3 protein-coding genes, 1 pseudogene and 1 riboswitch are annotated in these 5,275 nt (G+C 74.8%); all 4 genes and pseudogenes read right to left on the bottom strand.

Annotated elements, in window-relative coordinates:
* The coding region (locus VR45_RS30945; protein WP_045943182.1) for an ABC transporter ATP-binding protein at window positions 1-472 on the bottom strand (472 nt) is incomplete at its 3' end.
* Complete coding sequence (locus tag VR45_RS30940) at window positions 469-1,731, bottom strand: energy-coupling factor transporter transmembrane component T (RefSeq protein ID WP_078896983.1); 1,263 nt, start codon at window positions 1,729-1,731, stop codon at window positions 469-471. The genes VR45_RS30940 and VR45_RS30945, both read right to left, overlap by 4 nt.
* A 736-nt stretch (window positions 1,732-2,467) precedes the next feature.
* Window positions 2,468-2,989, bottom strand: a pseudogene (locus VR45_RS30930) (hypothetical protein); the annotation flags it as partial.
* Window positions 2,990-3,024: 35 nt separating this feature from the next.
* Entirely contained in the window at window positions 3,025-4,752 is a 1,728-nt protein-coding gene (locus tag VR45_RS30925) for a prenyltransferase/squalene oxidase repeat-containing protein (RefSeq protein WP_234326330.1), read from the bottom strand.
* 151 nt (window positions 4,753-4,903) lie between these two features.
* Window positions 4,904-5,037, bottom strand: a riboswitch (cobalamin riboswitch).
* Window positions 5,038-5,275 lie beyond the last annotated feature (238 nt).

Genomic DNA, 5,275 nt, shown 5'->3' with positions numbered 1-5,275 from the left:
CGGTGAGCACCGAGCCGATGGCGACCCGCTGCTGCTGGCCGCCGGACAGCTCGTGGAGCGCGCGGTGGCGCAGGTCGGCGAGTCCGAGCAGGTCGAGGGTCTCCTCGACGCGCTTGCGCATCACCTCCGGCGGGACGGCCAACTGCTCCATCGCGTAGGCGAGTTCCTCCTCCACCGTGTCGGTGACGAAGCCGGCCAGCGGGTCCTGACCCACCACCCCGACCACGTCGGCCAGTTCACGCGGCGGGTGGTGCGCGGTGTCCCTGCCGTCGACGCTGACCCGGCCGCGCAGGGTGCCGCCGGTGAAGTGCGGCACCAGACCGTTCACAGCACCGAGCAGGGTCGACTTGCCGACGCCCGTCCGACCGACCACCAGGCAGAGTTCGCCCTCCGGGACATGCAGGTCGACCTCGCGCAGGACGGGGGCGCCGCGGCCCTCGTACACCACGCCGACCCGGTCGAATCGGATCACTTGCTCACCTCGGTGGTCGTGCGGTCGGACGTGGTGCGGTCGGGCACGGTGCTGCTGGACGTCGTGCGGTGGTGCCCCGTTCCGTCCGTCGGACGCGGCCCGGGCGGGGTCGCCGGCCCGGGACGGCGGCCGGGCGGCGGTGCGATCGCCCCGGCGGCTCCGGCCAGCAGCAGGGCCAGCACCGGGACGATCGGAAGGCTCGGCCAAGTCAGCGGGTACAGCGAAGGATTGAGGTCGGCGGCGTCGTAACCGACGGTCGCGAAGAGCAGGACGGCGGCGGCGACACCGCAGCCGGCCACACCGAACTCGGCGACCCGCCAACGGTCCGGCCGGTAGCTGGTGCGCCGCACCCGGCGCCCGCCGAGCGCCAGACCCGCCGCGCACAGGACGGCGCCGGCCACCAGCGCGGGAAGTCCCAGGGCGGCGGGGGCGGTTCCGTCCAGCAGGCCGTAGACCCCGGCGCAGAGCCCGCACATGCCGAGCAGCATCAGGGCGCCCGTGGTCCGGCGGGACCGGCGGGTGGCCGTCCCCGCCCGTCCGTAGCCGCGCGAGTCCATCGCGGCGGCCAGGTGCAGCGAACGCTCCAGGGCGTCCTCCAGCACTGGGACGACGATGCTGCGCAGCGCGCGGACCCCCTTGGTCCGGCCCGCCCGCAACCTCCTTGCCCGCGTGACCCGTTGGACGCTCTGCACCAGCTGCGGGGCGACGCTGAGCGACACCGTCACGGCGACACCGAGTTCGTAGAGGGCGCCGGGCAGGACGCGCAGGGCGCGCTTGGGGTTGGCGAGGGTGTTGGCGGCGCCGATGCAGCAGATCAGACAGGCCAGCCGCAGTCCGTCGAAGGCCGCCGAGAGGGTGGCCTCCAGGGAGACCGGGCCGCCGATCTCGATGCCCGCGTACCAGGAGGGGGTGGGGATGTGCGGGAGCGAGAACAGCAGGTGGTCGTGCGGGGTGATACCGGTCGCGAAGACGCAGCGGAAGACCACCCGGATCGCCACGACGGTGAGGGCCAGCCCCAGGTAGTACCCGAAGCCGCGCGCCCACGGGGCGTCGGTGCGACGGGCGGTGACCACGTAGCCGAGCACGGCGAGGACCAGCAGGAGCAGCAGCGGGTTGGTGGTGCGGCTGGCCGCCGTGGCCAGGGCGAGCGCCCAGGTCCACCAGGCGAGCGGGTGCAGGTTCCGCGGGGTCCGTCCGCCTCCTCCGCCCCGTCCGGCCCGCACGGGGCGCGGGGCGTCGGCGGTGCGCCCGTCGAGCATGGCCACCCGGTCACCCGGCCTGTCGGCGACGGCGCTGCGCGGTGACGGCGGTGGCCACGCCGAGCGCCACGACCAGCACGACGCCGACGACGGCCGGGACCATCGACCCGGAGTCGTGCGGGGCGTCGGCGGCCGGAGCCGCGTCCACCACCACGGGGCCGCCCGCGTTCGCCGGCGCCGAGGGACCGGCGTCGGGGGCGGGTGCGGCGGTTTCGGTGTCGGTGGCGGTGGCGGGCGGGGTGTCGGCGGCGGCCGGCTCCGCCGAGGGGTCCTCGGTGGGCGCGGTGGGCACCGCCGGGGCCTCGGGCTCGGGGGCGGTGGGCGCGGGCGCCTCGGCCGGCGGGCTCGCCGGGGTGGTGGCGGGCCGGGTGCCGACGGGGGCTCCGGACGTGCCGCCGGTCGTGCTGCCGGTCGCGGGCGGGCGCTTCGTGACGGGCGCGCCGCCCGAGCCCGCACTGCCGCTGCCCGTGCCACCGGCGGTGCTGCCGCCCGAGGAGCTCGACGAACCCGAGCCGGAGGACGCAGCACCGCCGGTGCCGCCCGAGGAGCCACTCGCGCTCCCGCTCGACGAACCCGAGGAGCCCGAGGAACCCGACGAAGCCGACGCGCCCGACGAACCTGCCGAACTCGTACCGGACGAGCCGCCGTTCGCGCCGCCGGTACTGCCGGTGCTACCGCCGCCACTGCCACCCGAACCCGCAGGCGGCTGGGGCGGTTCGGGAGTCACCGGCGTAGTCCCGCCGCCCGGGGCCGTGTTGTGCGCCCGCAGGGTGTCGGGCGAGACGGAGGGACGGCCCTCGGTGCCCTCGATGTTGGTACCGCCGAAGATCCACAGATCGACGCTGCCGGGCTTCGGCTGATAGCTCATCGCGCCCAACTGGCTGTACGACCAGTCGTTCTGGCCGGGATCGGCGTGCCAGTACGACCAGTACGCCGTGGCCGGCGGCGTCAGGACGCACTTCTCCTGGTCCGGCGCCGGGAACTGCTTGCCCCCCTGGAAGCCGCTGTACCCGATGCGGCAAATGAACGCCGGACCGTCGTGCCCGGTGCCGGTGGTCTTCCAACCGCCCTGGTTGAGCAGGGTGTACCCGGTGGTGGGGGTGGTGCCGCAGGAACGCAGGAGCGGACCGCCCCACTTGCTGAAGTCCACCGCCAGCACCACACCGGACGTGGTCGTGCACTCCTCGATCGGCAGGGGCGAGGCGGCGGCCGGACCGGCGGCCGGACCGACGCCGCCGAACGCGACGGCGAAGGTCAGGGCTGCGGCCGCGGTGAGCCGGCCGAACCGCCGGCTCACCGGTGACGCCCCGGGGCGGTTCCGGTACGGCGCCGGGCGACGAGCACGGCCGCCGCACCGAGCGCGGTCAGCAGCCCGGCGGCTCCGGTGAGCACCAGAGTCTCGGTGCCGGTACTGGCGAGGCCGCCACCGCTGACGGCACCGCTGCCGACCTGGACCGGGACGGCCGCCACCGGTGCGCCGCCACCACGGACGGGCTCATCGATGCCGCCGGCCACGGGGGCGGTGTCGGCCGGCCGGACGGACGTGCCAGGAAGGACGGGAGCACCGGTCACCGTCGGGGAACCGGTGGTGGTCGGCGACGCGGTACCCGTCTGCGTCGCGGTCGGGCTCGGTGTACCCGTCACGGTCGGCGTCGGCGTTGCGGTCGGCGAAGCAGTCGCCGTAGCGGTCGCGGTAGCCGTCGGCGTAGCAGTCGCCGTAGCGGTGGTGGTCGGCGTAGCAGTCACGGTCGCCGTCGCAGTCGCCGTATCAGTCGGCGTAGGCGTAGGCGTCCCGCCCAGGTCCCGCCGCAGCGTCCCGAACGAGACCCCGGTCGCACCGCCCAGCACCTGCGTGGACGCACGCACGTCCGAGCCCCGCTGCCCCTCGGAGGCGACGTTGAACCCGCCGTCGTCGTTCTGCTGACCGGCGAGGAAGTCCAGCGCCTTCGCGATCCCCGCGCCGTGGGCGGACCGGCGGAGCGTCATGCCCTGGACCGCGAGCGCGGCCGAGTTGGTCGAGTCGCCGGCCGCGCCGGGGAAGCCGCCGTCGGCGAGCTGCCGGCCCGCGATCCACGCCACACCCTTGTCGACGGCTACCGCGGCCTCGTCGCCGGGGACGAGGGCGAGCGCCATCACGGCCATCGCGGTGCTGTCCACGTCGGAGTCACCGGTGGCGGGGATCAGGCTGGGCCAGGAGCCGTCGGCGTGCTGGAGGCTCTTCAGGTAGGCGATCGGGGCGGCGGCGTTCGCCGTGTCACCGGCCCGCAGCTGGGCCATGATGCCGAGTGCCTGGGAGAACACCGAGGTGGCCCAGGTGTAGTTGCCGGCGCCCGCGCAGCCGGTGTTGTCGTCGGCCTTGGCGCAGGTGACCGCCGCGAGGGCGGCGATCAGGTCGTGGCCGCCGAAGGCGCGCGGGTCGCGGCCGACGCTCTGGGCGAGCAGCGCCTCCTTGCCGATGGAGCCGCCCCCGGCGTACTCGGTGCCGATCCCGGTCCAGTCGTTGACGGTCCGCTCGTTGGCGTCCTTGCCCTGCCGGTCCAGGAAGTCGACGATCCCGCGCAGCGCGGTGTCGTCCGTGCCGGTGGCGGCGAGGGCGAAGGCCCCGTCGATGGTGAGGCCGAAGTCGGCGAAGGCCGGGAAGGCCTCGTAGTAGTGGCCGTCGATCAGGCGCGCCCGGTCGGTCAGGTAGGCGGTGCCCCTGGCCGGGTCCGGGGTCCTCCCGGCGGGCGGGGTGGTGCCGCCGTCCGGGTTGTGGCGGACGGTGCCGGTCGGGGCCAGGACGGCCTGCTGGGCGCTGGCGTTGGTGAATCCCGCCTTGTGCAGCAGGTTCATGCCGGTGCTGGGGTCGGCATCGCAGCCGCTGTCGATACCGCCGCCCCAGTGACCGAAGTCGACGGCGACGATCGCGCCGGTCGTCGCCGCACAGTCCTCGATCGGGTCAGCGACCGCGGCCCGGGGGTTGCCGAGCAGCACCGTACCGCCCGCCGCGACCGCCACCGCCCCGGTGGCCAACAGGGACACGACTCCCCTGCCTCTGTGCCGCGTACGACTGCTGCTGACCCTCACCGGCTACTCCCTGGTCGATCGACGCGGGTGCAACGGCGCAGCCGGCGACCCCCGACAGGCATGGGGACCGCCATGACCACGTCGTAGTCCGCGACGACGCAAGTACTTCGAGAACAGACCCCCGGTCCAGGCATTCCGGCTCATCCGCCCGGGGGCGGATCTACGGTTGCGGGTCAGCGCCGGATTCGGACCGGCTTCCCCTGGGTGCCGAGGGTGAAAAACCGGTTCATCAGACCACGCTGCCGAAGCGGGAGTCAACGGCACGTCACCTGGATCACAGGCCCTCGTCGGCGCCTGCCCCGTGCTTCTTCCCGCATCGGCGCCGGGTGTCCCGCCGCCCCTGAACGCGCCGACGCCGGTGCCCGGGCCCCCGCCAAAGGGGGCCCGGGCACCGGCGGGCGGGGGTCAGTGGTGCTTGAACTCCGGGGGGCGCTTCTCGGTGAAGGCGGTCATGCCCTCCTTCTGGTCGGCGGTGGCG

The organism is Streptomyces sp. NRRL S-495 (assembly GCF_000966955.1).
Classification (GTDB): Bacteria; Actinomycetota; Actinomycetes; order Streptomycetales; family Streptomycetaceae; genus Kitasatospora; species Kitasatospora purpeofusca.
The sequence above is the reverse complement of the archived record's forward strand: the minus strand, read 5'-3'. Positions and strand labels throughout refer to the sequence as shown.